The following is a 15,667-nucleotide window of genomic DNA, read 5'->3' on the forward strand; positions in this document are numbered from 1 at the left end:
TTGCGCGACGAATGTCTGAACGAGACGCTGTTCAGGTCACTGGCGCATGCGCGCCGGATATTGGCGGCCTGGCGGGACGATTACAACAATGTCAGGCCGCACTCGAAACTGGGCGGAAAAACTCCCGCCGAGATCGCCGGCCAACGGCCATGGGGGCATGCCCCCATGGCCGTTGCCATGTCAGCAACCAGCCCGCACAAAGGGCAAGGACTCTATCTCTGAGTGGTAACACTCAGGGGAGCACGTCAAACGCAACAACCCTCCCAGACGCTCAGCCGCGCGATGGTAGACCATAGAAAATCTACATATTGCTTTTCAGCTTCGACAGGCGGGATGTTGCCGATGGGTTCGAGCAGCCGACGATGGTTGAACCAGTCGATCCATTCCAGCGTGGCGTACTCGTCCGCTTCGAAGATGCGCCACGGCCCGCGGCGGTGGATCACTTCGGCCTTGTAAAGCCCGTTGATGGTCTCGGCCAAAGCGTTGTCGTAGCTATCGCCAACACTCCCAACCGACGGCTCGATCCCAGCTTCGGCGAGGCGTTCGGTGTACTTTATGGACACGTATTGCGACGTGCGGTCGCTATGATGGACGGGCCCCCCGGTGGGCCGGCCGGCGATCGCGAACGCCCGTTCCAGAGCATCGAGAGAAGCTGGCATGCGCCGTCCTGATGGCTCGCCAGCCGACGATCCGCCTGGCGTAGGTGTCGATGACAAAGGCCACGTAGACGAAGCCCGCCAAGGTCGCGACATAGGTGAAGTCCGATACCCACAAGCATCCGCGTCTTTCGCCTAGAGGCGATCTGCCGCGAGCGGGCAGGAGCGCTGCGGCTCCGATCTGGGCGGCGAATTGTCGCCCTTTGGTGCAGAGGGGCCTTCCAATGGCGCGCCTGTCGTGCTTCTGGCGCGCAGAGCTGCGGGGGAATGGTGATGTTGGGATATGGCCGGTATGTCGGTGTCCTGCTGGCGGCATTGATCGCGGCGATGACGGCAGCCGCCCCGGCCGCCGCGCAGATGGAGTGTGCGCCGCGCCAGTGGCAGAAGTTGAACTACCCATCGGTCGGGCTGTCGGTCGAGGCCGATTCGGATAACGCGCCGGATTATGGGATCGTCGACGGTCGATCCTACATGGCCATCGACGAAAATGTTCGACTGGGCAAAACGGTCGACGGACGCTGCAGTTCCTTCAAGTTCGACACACGCGCGCTGAGCGCCAGTGAGGCTGAAGATCCGACAAGCCTGTTCCAGACCCAGGCAAAGGATGACATTGCCAATCGCGACGACGTCAAGATCGTGCGAAACCGCGTCTTCAATTTCCAGGGCCAGCCCGCGGCGGAGATCGTCTACTCCTTTACGCGCGATATTATCGGCGGCAGCGTCACGAAGCGCTCGGTGATGGTGGTGCGCGACAATCGGCTGTACGGCTTCTACTGGTATTGGGACGACAAGGGGCCGGTCCCGGCCGACGCGGCGCGCATCTACGATTCGATCCGCTTCACGCCCGTGGTGGCCGATCCGCACGGCCGCTCGATCGCGCTGCTCTGGTCGACCATCCAGGGCTATTGGCTGAGCACGCTCAATCCCCAAATGGTGTTCCTCAGTCCCGCGCTCAAACGCATTGCCGATCCCAAACGCGTTGCCGAAAGCAAGCTGGTCGCCAGCTATGGCTGGCCCCGCAAAATCACCTTCGTCCGCAGCGAGAACGGCTACAACGTTTTCCGCGTCGAGCACAGCATGGCCGTGGTCGACTGGTACACCGTCGATGACGGGCGCCTGATCAGTGCACTGACCTGGCAGAAGATCCGCGATATTGAGGTCAAACGGCGCGAGTAGATATCGCAAAAATCGCCGTCGCGCCTTGGTCGACGCGGCTAATCACTCTAGCTGCTCGCCGGGGCTAGCGGCAGGACGTCACGATCCCACCGTATGGCATAACAGCCTGTTCCCACCCGGCGTCGCTCGGTTGGGCCTCGAGCGCCCGCCAGTTTAGCACGGCCCTGCAACATCTGCTGGCTCACCTCGTTGTACCAGACTGGAACAGACGAAGAATGTCGGGGGCGGCCTGCGCGCCTCCCCACAACCAACGTCAAACCCGGACGCCAAAAAAACCGGTGTTCTTATGCCCACAACAAACAACCAAACAGCCCGCAACGCAATCGTTTCGCGGGCCGCTATGCGTGATGAAACATGCCGCGGAAAACCGAGATCCGGGCCGGCCGCCCCCCGCGTGCCGACCGGGCAATCGGCGCCCCTAATCCGGCTTCCTGCTGCGCGTCCCGTTCGCCGGGCGGTCCCGGAAATCCTCAATCTTGATGCCAAGCCGCGCGACCTTGTCATAGAAGGTCTTGCGCGGGATGCCGAGCAGCGGCGGCACTGCGGCCACGCTGCCCCAGTCGCGCGTAATGCCTCCTCTATAGCGCTCGACGAGCCGGATTCTGATAGGTCTTGGACGACTGGCCATCATGGGCAAAATACCACACGAAAGGCATTCGTCATGTGTGGAATCCGCACATTCTACGCTGCCCTATTTCATCGAAAATCAGTTTTATGCCATAATATCAAGTATTTGATCTAAACTTTCAAAACTCTCGCCACCGGCTTTCTGGAGCCGTATTTTCACAGCCAGCCGTTGACCAGAAAGCGGCCGACAGCGCGTGTTTGCGCCGAGAGGGACTGAATGACGATCACCGTCGCCACTGCAACCGACCGACCTCCTGTGCGTGCGCCTTTATGGCAGCATCTGTATGTGCAGGTGCTGGTCGCGATTTTGGCCGGCGCCGTGCTCGGCCATTTCTGGCCGGACGTCGCGATCGCCTTGAAACCGCTGGGCGACGGCTTCATCAAGCTGGTCAAGATGGTCATCGCGCCGGTGATCTTCCTGACGGTGGTCAGCGGCATTGCCGGCATGCGGGAATTGTCCTCGGTTGGCCGGGTCGCCGCCAAGGCGTTCGGCTATTTCCTGTTCTTCTCCACCCTGGCGCTGATCGTCGGGCTGATCGTGGCCAATGTCGTGGAGCCGGGCAGCGGCATGAACATCGATCCGGCGACGCTCGATCCCAAGGCGGTCGCCGACTTCGCGCACAAGGCCCATGAAACCACCGTCACCGGCTTCCTGATGGAAATCATCCCGACGACGATGGTGTCGGCGCTGACCGAAGGGTCGATCCTGCAGACGCTGTTCGTGGCGATCCTGTTTGGCATCGCCATGTCGCTGGTCGGCAAGCCGGCCGAGCCGGTGCTCGAGCTTATCGAGCGGCTCGCCCTGATCGTGTTCCGCCTGGTCGGCATCCTGATGCGTGCTGCGCCGATCGGCGCGTTCGGCGCCATCGCCTTCACCATCGGCAAATACGGCGTCGGCTCGCTGGTCAATCTCGGCGCGCTGGTCGCGACCTTCTACCTTACCTCGCTGCTCTTCGTGCTGGTGGTGCTCGGCACCGTCGCGCGGCTGCACGGTTTCTCGATCGTCCGGCTGATCGTCTATCTGCGCGCCGAGCTGCTGCTCGTGCTTGGCACCTCCTCGTCGGAGGCGGCGCTGCCCAGCCTGATCGGTAAGATGGAGGCCGCAGGCTGCGACAAGGGCGTGGTTGGGCTGGTCGTGCCGACCGGCTATTCGTTCAATCTCGACGGCACCAATATTTACATGACGCTCGCGGCGCTGTTCATCGCCCAGGCCTGCAATGTCGACCTGACGCTTTGGCAGCAGGTCACCCTGTTGCTCGTCGCGATGCTCAGCTCGAAGGGCGCGGCAGGGGTGACCGGGGCGGGCTTCATCACCCTGGCTGCGACCCTGTCGATCGTGCCCTCGGTGCCGGTCGCCGGCATGGCGCTGATCCTCGGCGTCGATCGCTTCATGTCGGAATGCCGCAGCCTGACCAATTTCATCGGCAACGCCGTCGCGACCGTGGTGGTCGCCCGCTGGGAGGGGGCGCTCGATCGTGATCGCCTCGCGGCGGCGATGGCCGGACACCCGCTGCCGCCTGAGGCGGTGATCGCGCCGGACATCGGGGGGACGCCAGCCGGATGATCGAAAAAAACAAGAAAATGGGGAGAGGAAATGACCATGGCAATCCGATCCGCGACGTTGCTCGACGGAACGCCTTCGCCGCCCCAGCGGTATCGAGCGCCCGGCGCTGGAAGCGCCGCTCCGGCCGATGAGGCCACGCCCGAAAAGCACATCCTCGTCGGCCACTCCCAAATCCGCGGATCAAAGGTCACTGCCGCGCTGCCCATCGCAGTGCTCGATTCGAAGCAGATCGATGCGATCGGTGCGCTGACCGGCGACGATCAACCTGCGTAGCTTGGACGTCGGCAACACGCTGGTGCTGCCCAATGGCCGTCGCCTCGTGTCGCATCCGGTCACCGCAAGGAAATTCAGATCACCGGCTTTGCCGGCGCAGACTTCGCCCCGGGCCGCGGCAATGTGTCGCCCTATCTCGATGACACGATGCTTACCGCGCAGCTTTCGGGCGACGGAGCCTCTACCGCGACCAACGATCTGCGCCCGCAACCTGTTCGCCAAGAAGCCGCCGATGACCGCTGACGGCTATTTCGGCTCGCTCCAAAATCCCTATGGCCGTTACTGGTACGGATCGATCGGCAAGAAGTTTTGAGGATGACGGGTTTGAGAAAGATTGGGATGAAGACGGGCGAGTTCGGGTTCCTGCTGGCGGCATCGTTCGCGCTGCTGGCACCTGCCACTGCGCGCGCGCAGGCGCGGGCGCCCGCTCGCCCGCTGGCGGTCGCCACGGTACCGGCGGCACCGGCGAAGACGATCCTGTTCGTCGGCAACAGCTTCACCCAGGGCGCGCACTCGGCAGTACGCCGCTATCGCCCCGACACGGTGACCGACCTGACGAATGACGGCACGGGCGGCGTTCCGGCGATCTTCAAGCTGATGACCCAGGAAGCCGGGCTCAACTACACCGTGAGCCTGGAGACCCAGGGCGGCAAGGGCCTCGACTTCCATTACGAGACCCGGCGTGCGTTGCTCGACCGCAGATGGGACGTGGTCGTGCTGCAGGACTTCAGCACGCTCGACAGCACCAAACCCGGCGATCCCGGCTTGCTGCTGACCTATTCAAGGCTGCTGGCGGCCATGTTCCGCCAGCGCAATCCGACAGTGCGGATCGAGTTCAGCTCGACCTGGTCGCGCGCCGACGAAACCTATCGGCCCAGGGGGCATTGGTTCGGCAAGCCGATCACCGCCATGGCGCTCGACCTGCGCACCGGCGCCAATCTCGCGCTGGCCAATCGCACGATCGATGGCATCATCCCGGTCGGCGAGGCATGGAATCGCGCCTTTTCCGAAGGGGTCGCCGATCCCAATCCATATGACGGGACCGATTTCGGCAAGGTCGATCTCTGGACCTATGACCAGTATCACGCGAGCATTGCGGGCTATTATCTCGAAGCGCTGATGGTGTTCGGCAAGGTCACCGGGCTCGATCCCCGCTCGCTTGGCGCAAAAGAGAAGGCGGCCGACGATCTCGGCTTGTCGCCGCGTCTGGCGGCATCGCTGCGCGACATCGCCTTCAGGCAGATCGAGGCGGAGAAGGCGGGGCGCTGAGCGCTCCGATCAGAAATCCAGGATCATGGCGGCATCGCCCGGCTGAGTGGGCGGAGCATCGCGCTGCCGCCGGATCAGCACATTGGCCGCCGCCAGGCTTGCCTGCGACGATGCAGCCTGACCGTCGAGCGCCCGCACCACGGCCCCGTCCCAGGTGCCGCAGAGAAAGCTTTCACGATTGCCCGCTGCGTCGAGCGGGGCATCCAATATCGCGGGCCGCCAACCCAGCGCTGAAGAAGCCGACCGGCCGGTCAGGAGGCAGAGCAACGGTGCGAGGAACAGCCGCGCCGTGACCAGCCCGGCGGTCGGATTGCCGGGCAGTCCCAGCACCTTGGTGCTGCCCACCCGGCCAAGCCAGACGGGCTTGCCCGGCTTGATCGCCACGCCGGCAAACACAGGGTCGAGCCCAAGCGCGCCCAGGGCGCCCCGCGAGAAGTCGCGATCGCCGACCGAGGCCCCACCGGTGACGATCAGGACATCGGCCTGCGCCATCGCGGATCGGGCCATGACCCCGATCGCCTCTCCATCGTCAGACACCAATGCCACGCCCGAGATCACCGCGCCCCATTCGGTCGCAAGCGAGGCGATGGCGAGCGACAGGCTGTCGGGGATCGACAACGCGCCGCCGCTGGCCAGGCCCGGTCGCGACAGTTCGTCGCCCGTCGCGAGAATGAAGACGCGCGGCCGGCGCCACAGCGTCAGCGTTGCGGCATCCGCCGCCGCTGCGACCAGCATCGCACGGGCATCGAGCCGCCGGCCGGCGGGAAGCAGCACGGCGCCCGCTGCAAAATCGGATCCCCGCGCCCGAACATGACGGCGCCCTTCGGCGGCGGGGACAGCGACCTGGTCGCCCCGCCGAACCGCCAACTCCTGCACGATCACCCGGTCCGCTCCGCGCGGCATCGGCGCGCCGGTGAAGATCCGCACCGCCTCACCCGGTCCGATCGCACCGCGATAGGGGCGGGCGGGGAACGACTCGCCGACGACCCCGAGATGCGCAGCGGTGCGTGCCTCGCCGACCGCATAACCATCCATTGCCGCCAGATCGGCCCGCGGGGAATCGAGCCGGGCCACCACCGGCCGGGCCAGCACCCGTCCAGCAGCGTCGGCAAGCGCCACACGCTCTTCCCCAAGCGGGGGCGTGCCCGCCGCCAGGCGTGCGATGGCCGTCTCGAAATCGATCGTCGCATGGCAGGGCAGGGGCGGCCGGATCGCGAATGCCAGGTCAGACATGCCGGCGTGCCGCGTCCAGGATCATCTCCAGATCGGCCGCGCGCCGGGCTCGCATCGCCTCGCCGATCAGGATCAGCGCCGGCCCACCGCTCGCTTCGCCGATCGCGATCGGCAACAGGTCGAGCCGGGTATGGACCAGCTGCTCCCTGGCCAGGCTCACATCCCGGGCGATCAGCACGGGCGTGGCGGCGGAGAGGCCGTGTCCGATCAGGTTGCGGCAAATCTCGGGCGCTGAATCCCGACCCATATAGAAAACGAGCGTCGCTTGCCGGTCGGCCAGCGCCGCCCAGTCGAGATCAATCGCCTCGCCCGCGCGCGCCTGCGCCGTGACGAAACGGATTTGCCGCGCCGATCCGCGCAGCGACAACGATACGCCCGCGCTTGCGGCGGCGGCGCTTGCCGCGGTGATGCCGGGGCAAATCCGCGCCCGTATGCCCGCCATGGCGAGCGCGTCCATTTCCTCGGCCGACCGGCCGAAGACCGACGGGTCGCCACCCTTCAGCCGCACCACCCGTTCGCCGTCGAGCGCCGCCTCGACCAGCAGCGCGTTGATCGCCTCCTGACTCCGCGAGTGCCGTCCGGCGCGCTTGCCGACGGGCACGCGGCGCACATGCGGCGGAATCAGGTCGAGCACGCCGGGCCCGACCAGCGCATCGTGAAACACGACCGAGGCAGCAGCGATCAGCCGTTCGGCCTTGCGGGTCAGCAGGTCGGGATCGCCGGGGCCGGCACCGACCAGCCAGACCTCGCCTGGGGCGACGAGCTCAACCATAAGCGGCTTCCTTTTGTGGGGGGAGCAGGGCGGCGATGGCGGGACGGCACGACCCGCAATTGGTGCCGGCGTTGATCGCGGCGCCGACGGCCTCGACGCTGACGAGGCGCTGCCCGGCGATCGCGTCGAGGATGGTGTTGAGCCCCACATCGAAGCAGACGCAGATGATCCTGCCGCGGTCGGGTGCCGGCGTCGCGGGTCGCCCGGCGAGCAGCTCGAAGGGGGCCGCACCCGCCGCGCCGAGTTGCGCGATCAGCCAGTCGCGCGGCGGCAGTCCGCCGCTGCGCGACACGAACAGGGCAGCCTGGAGCATACCGTCGGCCATCACCGCAGACCGGATCACGCCGCGCTTGGGATCGATCATTTCGGCCCGCTCGCCCTCGGGCAGCAGCGCGGTGAGGGGCGCGATATCGCCGTCGCCCGCCAGCTCGACCAGCCACCCGGCGGCGGTGCGGATGCGCGTCCAATAGGCGCAGTCGGGCATGGCCGGCAGGTCGCGCGAGAGCAGGAAGCCGTTCCAACCTGGCTTATAGGCGCTCGCCGTCACGGGCGTGTTCTTGAACCCAGGCTGGCCCGACACCGGATCGCGGTCCTGCGCCGGCAACAGCCCAGCCCGGCCGCCGCCGCTGGTCTGGTCGGTCCAGTGGATCGGCACAAACAGCTCGCGCCGTCTTTGATCGGGCGTGCTGGCGACCCGGAAGATGCTCGATCCTTGCGCGGTCTCGACCCGCGCCAGCCCGCCATCCTCCAGGCCGAGCCGCCGGACGGTGTCGGGATGGATCTCGACCAATGGCTCGCGGCGATGCTGCGACAGCTTTGGCGACAGGCCGGTGCGCGTCATCGTGTGCCACTGGTCGCGATAGCGGCCGGTGTTGAGCCGCAGCGGAAAGGCGCGGTTGCCGTCGTCGCGCGGCACATGGCTGACCGGCACCAGCCGCGCCTTGCCGTCGGGCGTGGCGTAACCCCGCGCCGCGAAGGGCGACGCACCGCCCCATTGGAACGGCATCATCGCGTCATACTCGACCGCGCTGATTGCTGCCTTGTCCGAGATATCCAGCACCCGCGCGCCGTCATTCTCGAACCCGGTCTGCGCGGCGAACTCACGAAAGATGCTCGCCGCATCGGGATAGTCGAAGCCGGCAAAGCCCATGCGCTTCGCCACCTCGGCGATCGCCCACCAGTCGGGGCGCGCCTCGCCTGGCGGCGCCATGAAGCCACGCTGGCGCGAGACGCGGCGTTCGGAATTGGTGACCGTGCCGTCCTTCTCGCCCCACCCCGTCGCCGGCAGCCTCACCTGGGCGTAGAAGCTGGTGTCGGTCGCCGCGATGCAATCGGAGACCACGACGAACGGGCAATTGGCCAGCGCGATCCGCGCCAGCCGCGCATCGGGCAACGAGACGGCGGGATTGGTCGCCATGATCCACACCGCCTTGATCCTGCCCTTGGCCATCGCGTCGAACATGTCGACTGCCTTGAGGCCGGGGCCGGGGCAGATGGTCGGCGATTGCCAGAAACGCTGTGCCCGGTCGCGCTCGGCCTCGCTGAAGCCCATATGCGCCGCCAGCATCGACGCGAGCCCGCCGACTTCGCGCCCGCCCATCGCATTGGGCTGGCCGGTGATGCTGAACGGTCCCGCGCCGGGCTTGCCGATCCGGCCCGTCGCAAGGTGCAGGTTGATGATCGCGTTGGCCTTGTCGGTGCCACTGGTCGACTGGTTCACGCCCTGGCTGAACAGGGTGACGGTGCGCGGATGCTCGGCGAACAGGTCGTAGAACGCCTGGAGATCGGCGGGTGCGATGTCGCACGCCTTCGCCACATCGGCGGCCGGCAGGGATTTCCAGAAGCCCTCGGGCACCGCGACATGCTCGGCGAGATAACGCCCGTTGAGCCGCCAGGTCGATTGCATCTCTGCCAGCAGCCCGGCGAACAGCGCGACGTCGCTGTCCGGCGCGATGGCAAGATGCAGGTCCGCACGCTCGGCCGTCTCGGTGCGGCGCGGGTCGATCACCACCAGCTTCGTGCCGCGCGCGGCGCGTGCCGCCTCGATCCGCTGCCACACGATCGGATGGCACCAGGCGGTGTTCGACCCGACCAGGACGATCAGGTCGGCGGCGTCGAGATCGTCATAGCTGCACGGCACCACATCCTCGCCGAATGCCCGGACATGCGCCGCCACCGCGCTCGCCATGCACAGCCGCGAATTGGTGTCGATATTGGCGGTGCCGACGAACCCCTTCATCAGCTTGTTGGCGACGTAATAATCTTCGGTCAGCATCTGGCCCGAGGCGTAGAAGGCGACGCTGTCCGGGCCATATTCGGCGATCGTCGCGGCAAAACGGCTGGCAACGAGGTCTAGCGCCTCGTGCCAGCCGGCCCTCTCCGACCCGATCATGGGGTGTAGCAACCGGCCTTCGAGGCCGATCGTCTCGCCGAGATGCGTGCCCTTGGAGCAGAGCTTGCCGCGATTGGCGGGGTGGTCGGGGTCGCCGGCGATTTTGGCGGTGCGGTCGCCTGTGTGGGTTGCGAGGACGCCGCAGCCCACACCGCAATAGGGACAGGTCGTTCTGACGCTCGTCTCGCTTAAAATCCCCCTCCCGCTTGCGGGAGGGGTTAGGGGAGGGCCTGTCATAAGGCGCCGCCTGCTCGGAACAGGCCCTCCCCCGGCCCCTCCCGCAAGCGGGAGGGGGGAAGAAAGGGCAGGTCGAGTATCACGCGGCAACCCCCTCGAGCGCAGCCGCACGCCCGATCAGGATCCGCCCACCATCAACCTTCACCGGAATCACCGGCACGCACCCCTTGTCCGCCCCCAGCGCTTCGCCCGTCACCAGCGAGATCCGCCAGTTGTGCAGCGGGCAGGTCACCGTCGTGTCGTGCACGATCCCCTGGCTGAGCGGCCCGGCCTTGTGGGGGCATTGATTGGCCAGCGCATAGACCTGGCCATTGGCGGTGTGGAAGATCGCGATCTCGCGTCCGCCGCGCACCGGCAGGGTACGCGCGCCCAGCGCCGGGAGCTGATCGACCGGTCCGATATCGAGCCATTCGGGTTCCATCACGCGATCTCCAGCTTACGGACGGGAACAGGCGCGGGGGCCGGCCGGATCTCGGCAAGATGCTGGTGCAGCTTCCAATCCTCGCCTGCGGCGCGCTTCGCCCAGGGGTCGTCCTGCATGAAGCTCTGCGAATAGAGGAAGCGTGCCCGCAGCGCCTCGCGCCCGGCTTCGTCGTCGACGATCCGCTGCCGGATATAGTCCAGCCCGACCCGCTCGACCCAGGGCGCGGTACGGTCGAGATAGCGTGCTTCCTCGCGGTAGAGCTGGATGAAGGCAGCGCAGTAATCCATCGCCTCCTGCTCGGTCGAAACCTTGCACAGGAAATCGGTGCCGCGCAGCTTGATGCCGCCATTGCCGCCGATCGACAGCTCATAGCCGCTGTCGACGCAGATCACGCCGATGTCCTTGATCGTCGCCTCGGCGCAGTTGCGCGGGCAGCCCGACACCGCGATCTTGAACTTGTGCGGCATAAAGCTGCCCCAGGTCATCTGCTCGATCCTGATGCCCAGCCCGGTCGAATCCTGCGTGCCGAAGCGGCACCATTCGGAGCCGACACAGGTCTTCACCGTGCGCAGCGCCTTGGCATAGGCATGGCCGCTGACCATGCCGGCGGCGTTCAGATCGGCCCAGACGGCGGGCAGGTCCTCCTTTTTGATGCCGAAGATGTCGAGCCGCTGGCCGCCCGTCACCTTCACCATGCGCGCCTGATATTTCTCGGCGACATCGGCGATCGCGCGCAGCTCCTTCGGGTTGGTCACACCGCCCCACATGCGCGGCACGACTGAATAGGTGCCGTCCTTCTGGATGTTCGCGTGCATCCGTTCGTTGACGAAACGCGACTGGTTGTCGTCGACGAACTCGCCCGGCCAGGCGCAGAGCAGGTAATAGTTGAGCGCCGGGCGGCAGGAGGAGCAGCCATCGGGCGTGGTCCAGTGAAGTTCCTGCATCACCTGCGGGATCGCTTTCAGCTGCTTCTCGATGATCAGCCGGCGGACATCCTCATGGGTGAAGCTCGTGCATTTGCAGACGGTCGGCGCCGCGCGCTCCCCGGCATAATCTTCGCCCATGGTGATCGCGAGCAGCCCCTCGACCAGCCCGGTGCAGGATCCGCACGAGGCCGAAGCCTTGGTGCAGGCCCGCACCGCGTCGAGCGTGCAGGCGCCGCCTGTGATCGCGGCGACCACCTTGCCCTTGGATACGCCGTTGCAGCCGCAGATCTCGGCGTCGTCCGCCATGGCTGCGACTGCCGCATTAGGGTTTGCCGATGCCCCTCCTCCCGAGGCGAAGGCCTGGCCGAAGATCAGGGCATCGCGAATCGAAGCGACGTCCTCCTGCCTCTTGAGCAGGTCGAAATACCAGTTGCCGTCCTGCGTATCGCCATAGAGCACCGCGCCGATCAGCCGGTCGTCCTTGACCACCACGCGCTTGTAGATGCCGCGCGCGGCGTCGCGCATGACGATATCCTCACAGCCTTCGCCGCCCGAGAAATCGCCGGCGGAGAAGACGTCGATCCCGGAGACCTTGAGCTTGGTCGAGGTGACCGACCCGCCATAGCCATTGGGCGTCGCGACCAGTCCGTCGGCAAGGCTGCGGCACATCTCCCACAGCGGCGCGACCAGGCCGTAGACCTGGCCCTGATGCTCGACGCACTCGCCGACCGCGAGGATGTCGGCATCCGAGGTGACGAGATGATCGTCGACATGGATGCCGCGTCCGATCGCGAGGCCGGCGTCGCGCGCCAGCTTCACATTGGGGCGGATGCCCACCGCCATCACGACCAGGCTTGCCGGAATCTCGCGACCGTCCTTCAACCGCACGCCCTCGACCTTGCCCTGGCCGATGATCTGGGCGGTGTCGGCCCCGGTCAGGATCGTCTGGCCGCGCCGTTCGAGCTCCTCCTTCAGCAGCCAGCCGGCTGCCTCGTCGAGCTGGCGCTCCATCAGGGTCGGCATCAGGTGAAGCACCGTCACCTTCATCCCGCGCAGGCACAGGCCATGCGCTGCCTCAAGCCCGAGCAGGCCGCCGCCGATCACCACCGCATCGCCACCGGCCGAGGCAGCGCGCAGCATCGCGCCGACATCGTCCATGTCGCGGAAGGTGACGACACCCTGCAGGTCATGCCCCGGCACCGGAATGATGAAGGGATCGGAACCGGTCGCTAGCAGCAGCTTGTCGTATTGCTCGACCCGGCCCGACCGGGCGGTGACGGTACGCTGCGCCCGGTCGATCGCGACGATCGGGTCGTCCGCAACCAGGTCGATTCCGTTGTCCGAATACCAGGCGTGATCGTTGATCACGATGTCCTCGAACGACTTGTCGCCCGCGAGCAACGGCGACAGCATGATGCGGTTGTAGTTCACCCGCGGCTCGGCACCGAAGATCGTGATGCGGTATTTGCCTGCGTCGCGCGCGAGGATTTCCTCCACCGCGCGGCACCCGGCCATGCCGTTGCCGATGACGATAAGGTGCGGTTTGTCAGTCATATCGCCCACTCCAGGGACAGCCAGAATTTATGCGTATCGGTCGCGAAGCGATCGGCGTCGTAGGACGCGTATTTGGCGAGTGCGGTGTACCGCCCGCGCTTGACGCTCGCCTGCAGGTCGATCTCGTCGCCATAATGCTGGGCGATCCGCTCGGCATCGAAACGGTGATACGCGGCGGTCAGGTCGATCGAGGCGAAGGGCCCGACCTTCTTCCATCCATAGCCGGCCGAGGCATAGGCATCGCGCAGGCCATTGGGCGGGGTGACGAGGAACTTGTCGGCCCAGCCGTTGAACTTGTGCAGGGTCGCGAGCGGCGTCTGGAAGCTGGTCAATGCGGCGCCCCCATCGGCGCCGAGCACCTCATAGCCGCCGCCGACTTTGAACGCGGCCAGCTCGAGCCCCAACTCGCCCGCATAATAGCTGGCGGCATAGCGGTTCGGGTTGCGGCCATAATCGCTCTGCCGCGCATAGCTGGCCAGATAGGTCAGCTTCACCTTCGGCCCCATCGCATGGCCTCCCGCAAAGCGCGCGCCATAGGTCTGGCTGCTGTTGCGTAGCACCAGCGCCCGGTCCTGGTCGACCAGATAGGCAAAGCCGGTCAGGGTGCCGAGCTTCGTGGCGAAGGCCAGATTGGCGAAGACATTGTTGCCGCCGATCGCCTGGTATCGCGCCGGACCGTAACGATTGCCGCCATCGATCCCCCAGATGGTGCGATCGGACCAGGCATAGGTCACATCGGCCTTGAGGTTCGCGATGCCCGACCATTCGATCCGCGCCGCATCGAAGGTCTGCTCATTGTCGCGCCAGCCGACCGATCCAACGAAGCGCTGGTCGTCCAGATTGATCCGCTGCCGCCCGACCGTGACGACGGTCTTCGGCAGGCCGCGATACTGGAGCTGGAGCCGGTTCAGTTCGACATTCTGCGCATCGGGCACCAGCGGGAAAGCAGTGTTGGCGTTCAGGCCGTTATTGTATTTCTCGACCAGCGCGAGGGTCGCCTCGCTCTCGGCCAGCAGCGCGAAATCGCCCGCCTTGGCCTCCACGCCGCTGCGGATCCGCAGCGTCAGGGCATCGGCGTCGCGGGCCAGCGGATCCTGGTCGACAGTCTCGTAGCGCAGCCGTGCATCGATCAGCGGCTTTAGGATTACCGGGTCGGCAAGGGCTGGTGTCGATACCAGCCCCGCCAGCAGGATGGGGAAAGCGCGCATCAGATCCGCACGCCGTTGGCGGCTGCGCCCCAGGTATTGCGCCATCGCGCCTTGACCATGGTCAGCCCGCCCAGGGCTATCAGCGCGAGCCCCGCAAAGATCAGGAAACCCGTCGCGGTGCTGCCGGTGAGTTGCTTTGCGAAGCCGAGCGAAGAGGCGAGATAGAAGCCGCCCACGCCGCCGCCGAATCCGACAAGCCCGGTCATCACGCCGATCTCGGCGCGGAAACGCTGCGGCACGAGCTGGAACACCGCGCCATTGCCGAAGCCGAGGGTGGCCATCACCAGCAGGAACAACACCATCGTGCCCACCAGGGAAACCGGCGCCGTGCTGATCGCGATCAGTGTCGCGGCCGCCAGGCCATAGACGACCGTCAGCGTCTTCACGCCGCCGATCCTGTCCGCCGTCGCGCCGCCGAACGGGCGCACCAGCGACCCGATGAACACGCAGGCGGCGGTGCAGTAACCGGCCATCACCGGGCTGAGCGCGAACTGGTCGGTGAAGTAGATCGACAGGCTGGCGGCAAGGCCGACGAACCCGCCAAAGGTCACGCCGTAGAACAGCATGAACCACCACGCATCGGCCTGTTTGAGCACGGCCAGATAGGCCGCGAGCTTCTTGGGCGCCGGACGGTCGGGCGCGTCCTTGGCCATCGCCATGTAGAGGACGAAGACAATGGCGAGCGGGATCGTCGCCAGCCCGAACACCGCATTCCAGCCGAAGGACTTGGCGAGCATCGGCGCGAACAGCGAGGCGAGCACGGTGCCCGAATTGCCCATGCCGGCAATGCCCATCGCCTTGCCCTGATGCTCGGCCGGGTACCAGCGCGAGGCGAGGGGCAGGGCGACGGCGAAGCTGGCCCCGGCAAAACCGAGCACGACCCCCACGGCAAGCGTTCCCGCAAAGCTGTTGATGCCGAATGCCCATGCCGTCAGCAGCCCGGCGATGACGATGATCTGGCCGATCGCTCCGGTCAGCTTCGGGCCGATCCGGTCGACCAATACGCCGTTGACCAGCCGCAGCACCGCACCGGCGAGCGTCGGCACCGCGACCATCAGGCCCTTCTCTGCGGGCGTCAGGTGGAGATCGGCGGCAATGATCGGCGCGAGCGGGCCAAGCAGCACCCACACCATGAAGGCGAGGTCGAAATAAAGGAAAGCGGCGATCAGCGTCGGCCGATGCCCAACCTGCCAGAAACTCCCGGCCTCTGAACCCCCGGCCTCTGAACAGTCGCCCTTGCCGGTGGCGATGGTCGTGACGGATGGCCGTTGTTCGGCGACCGGCCGCTCCTGCAGCGTCTGTGCTTGCGTCATCTGCCTCGATCCCCTTCGAGCAAACGCAAAAAAGCCGCCGCGA

At 66.2% G+C, this 15,667-nt stretch carries 13 protein-coding genes and 1 pseudogene; 5 read left to right on the forward strand and 9 right to left on the reverse strand.

Annotated features, from left to right (window positions below; all coding sequences use genetic code 11):
• A partial coding sequence (locus tag AC1DT7_RS19695) for an integrase core domain-containing protein (RefSeq protein ID WP_478034659.1) occupies positions 1-222 on the forward strand: 222 nt, incomplete at its 5' end.
• A 23-nt stretch (positions 223-245) separates the two neighbouring features.
• On the opposite strand, the pseudogene AC1DT7_RS19700 reads toward AC1DT7_RS19695, so the two are convergent.
• Positions 246-774 (reverse strand): annotated as a pseudogene (locus AC1DT7_RS19700) (IS3 family transposase); the annotation flags it as partial.
• Between the two features lie 197 nt (positions 775-971).
• On the opposite strand from AC1DT7_RS19700, the gene AC1DT7_RS19705 reads away from it, so the two are divergent.
• The gene (locus AC1DT7_RS19705) at positions 972-1,832 is read left to right on the forward strand and encodes a hypothetical protein (RefSeq protein ID WP_478037881.1); all 861 of its coding nucleotides are present in this window, start codon (positions 972-974) and stop codon (positions 1,830-1,832) included.
• Between the two features lie 418 nt (positions 1,833-2,250).
• Here AC1DT7_RS19705 and AC1DT7_RS19710 read toward each other — a convergent pair whose 3' ends face one another.
• Positions 2,251-2,463 (reverse strand): hypothetical protein, encoded by a 213-nt coding sequence (locus AC1DT7_RS19710; RefSeq protein WP_478037882.1) that lies wholly within the window; start codon positions 2,461-2,463, stop codon positions 2,251-2,253.
• A 213-nt stretch (positions 2,464-2,676) separates the two neighbouring features.
• On the opposite strand from AC1DT7_RS19710, the gene AC1DT7_RS19715 reads away from it, so the two are divergent.
• From AC1DT7_RS19715 to AC1DT7_RS19725, 3 genes are all read left to right on the forward strand, one after another.
• Positions 2,677-4,023, forward strand: a complete 1,347-nt coding sequence (locus AC1DT7_RS19715) for a dicarboxylate/amino acid:cation symporter (protein WP_478037883.1) — start codon at positions 2,677-2,679, stop codon at positions 4,021-4,023.
• Between the two features lie 36 nt (positions 4,024-4,059).
• Positions 4,060-4,296 carry a hypothetical protein gene (locus AC1DT7_RS19720; RefSeq protein WP_478037884.1) on the forward strand — a complete coding sequence of 79 codons (237 nt, stop codon included), beginning with the start codon at positions 4,060-4,062 and terminating at the stop codon, positions 4,294-4,296.
• Positions 4,297-4,611: 315 nt separating this feature from the next.
• A complete protein-coding gene (locus AC1DT7_RS19725) occupies positions 4,612-5,565 on the forward strand; it encodes a PEP-CTERM sorting domain-containing protein (RefSeq protein ID WP_478037885.1) in 954 nt (317 codons plus the stop codon).
• Positions 5,566-5,574: 9 nt separating this feature from the next.
• Here the strand turns inward: AC1DT7_RS19725 and AC1DT7_RS19730 are convergent, their stop codons facing one another.
• From AC1DT7_RS19730 to AC1DT7_RS19760, 7 genes are all read right to left on the reverse strand, one after another.
• Positions 5,575-6,798, reverse strand: coding sequence for a molybdopterin molybdotransferase MoeA (locus tag AC1DT7_RS19730; RefSeq protein WP_478037886.1), 1,224 nt, complete (start codon positions 6,796-6,798; stop codon positions 5,575-5,577).
• Positions 6,791-7,570 carry a uroporphyrinogen-III C-methyltransferase gene (gene cobA, locus AC1DT7_RS19735; RefSeq protein WP_478037887.1) on the reverse strand — a complete coding sequence of 260 codons (780 nt, stop codon included), beginning with the start codon at positions 7,568-7,570 and terminating at the stop codon, positions 6,791-6,793. The genes AC1DT7_RS19730 and cobA overlap by 8 nt, the downstream gene beginning before the upstream one ends.
• On the reverse strand, positions 7,563-10,199 hold the full coding sequence (locus tag AC1DT7_RS19740; RefSeq protein WP_478037888.1) for a molybdopterin-dependent oxidoreductase: 2,637 nt from the start codon (positions 10,197-10,199) through the stop codon (positions 7,563-7,565). The genes cobA and AC1DT7_RS19740 overlap by 8 nt, the downstream gene beginning before the upstream one ends.
• A 79-nt stretch (positions 10,200-10,278) precedes the next feature.
• Positions 10,279-10,620: a nitrite reductase small subunit NirD gene (nirD, locus tag AC1DT7_RS19745; RefSeq protein ID WP_372857881.1), complete on the reverse strand. Its 342-nt coding sequence runs from the start codon at positions 10,618-10,620 to the stop codon at positions 10,279-10,281.
• The gene (gene nirB / locus AC1DT7_RS19750) at positions 10,620-13,103 is read right to left on the reverse strand and encodes a nitrite reductase large subunit NirB (protein ID WP_478037889.1); all 2,484 of its coding nucleotides are present in this window, start codon (positions 13,101-13,103) and stop codon (positions 10,620-10,622) included. The genes nirD and nirB overlap by 1 nt, the downstream gene beginning before the upstream one ends.
• Positions 13,100-14,311, reverse strand: coding sequence for an alginate export family protein (locus AC1DT7_RS19755; protein WP_478037890.1), 1,212 nt, complete (start codon positions 14,309-14,311; stop codon positions 13,100-13,102). Before AC1DT7_RS19755 ends, nirB begins: the two co-directional genes overlap by 4 nt.
• Positions 14,311-15,624, reverse strand: coding sequence for a nitrate/nitrite transporter (locus AC1DT7_RS19760; RefSeq protein ID WP_478037891.1), 1,314 nt, complete (start codon positions 15,622-15,624; stop codon positions 14,311-14,313). The genes AC1DT7_RS19755 and AC1DT7_RS19760 overlap by 1 nt, the downstream gene beginning before the upstream one ends.
• Positions 15,625-15,667: the final 43 nt, after the last annotated feature.

The organism is Sphingomonas sp. P3_C6, assembly GCF_056402595.1.

Coding starts and splice junctions, on each gene's coding strand:
- AC1DT7_RS19710 (WP_478037882.1), bottom strand. CDS start 2,463: ATGATGGCCAGTCGTCCAAGACCTATCAGAATCCGGCTCGTCGAGCGC.
- AC1DT7_RS19715 (WP_478037883.1), top strand. CDS start 2,677: ATGACGATCACCGTCGCCACTGCAACCGACCGACCTCCTGTGCGTGCG.
- AC1DT7_RS19720 (WP_478037884.1), top strand. CDS start 4,060: ATGGCAATCCGATCCGCGACGTTGCTCGACGGAACGCCTTCGCCGCCC.
- AC1DT7_RS19725 (WP_478037885.1), top strand. CDS start 4,612: ATGACGGGTTTGAGAAAGATTGGGATGAAGACGGGCGAGTTCGGGTTC.
- AC1DT7_RS19730 (WP_478037886.1), bottom strand. CDS start 6,798: ATGTCTGACCTGGCATTCGCGATCCGGCCGCCCCTGCCCTGCCATGCG.
- cobA (WP_478037887.1), bottom strand. CDS start 7,570: ATGGTTGAGCTCGTCGCCCCAGGCGAGGTCTGGCTGGTCGGTGCCGGC.
- AC1DT7_RS19740 (WP_478037888.1), bottom strand. CDS start 10,199: ATGACAGGCCCTCCCCTAACCCCTCCCGCAAGCGGGAGGGGGATTTTA.
- nirD (WP_372857881.1), bottom strand. CDS start 10,620: ATGGAACCCGAATGGCTCGATATCGGACCGGTCGATCAGCTCCCGGCG.
- nirB (WP_478037889.1), bottom strand. CDS start 13,103: ATGACTGACAAACCGCACCTTATCGTCATCGGCAACGGCATGGCCGGG.
- AC1DT7_RS19755 (WP_478037890.1), bottom strand. CDS start 14,311: ATGCGCGCTTTCCCCATCCTGCTGGCGGGGCTGGTATCGACACCAGCC.
- AC1DT7_RS19760 (WP_478037891.1), bottom strand. CDS start 15,624: ATGACGCAAGCACAGACGCTGCAGGAGCGGCCGGTCGCCGAACAACGG.